A 506-nucleotide genomic window follows, 5' to 3' on the forward strand; every position below is an offset into this window, starting at 1 on the left:
CGCGCATGCGTCAGGTCGCGGATCGGCGTCTCCGATCCGGGCCGCAGAAGCGGCTCTAGTCCAAGAAGGAAAATATCATGGGTTTCTCCGTCAACACCAACGTCGGCGCGATGGCGGCTCTCCAGAGCCTCAACGAGACGACCAAGGGCATGTCGCAGGTTCAGAGCCGCATCAACACCGGCCTGAGCGTGTCGTCGACCAAGGATGACTCGGCTTCGTACACCATCGCTCAGGGCCTTCGCGGCGACATGGGCGGCCTCAAGGCCGTTTCCTCGTCGCTGAGCCGCGCCAAGAGCGTGACCGACGTCGCAGTCGCGGGCGCAGAGCAGATCTCTGACGTCGTCAACCAGATGAAGGCGAAGGCCTATCAGTCTGCTGACGCCGGCATCGATTCGGCTACGCGCACGGCGCTGAACAACGACTTCGTGGCTCTGCGCGATCAGATCACCACGATCGTCAACTCGTCGGACTTCAACGGCACCAACCTGCTGAAGGCCTCGGGCGGC

General features: G+C 63.0%; 1 protein-coding gene. It reads left to right on the plus strand.

What is annotated here, in order from left to right; translation table 11 throughout:
• Positions 1 to 77: 77 nt before the first annotated feature.
• Positions 78 to 506: flagellin (locus AC3WJI_RS21700; RefSeq protein ID WP_492759379.1), on the plus strand; the 429-nt coding region annotated here is incomplete at its 3' end.

It is taken from the genome of Sphingomonas sp. FW306-1B-B10E (assembly GCF_058782005.1).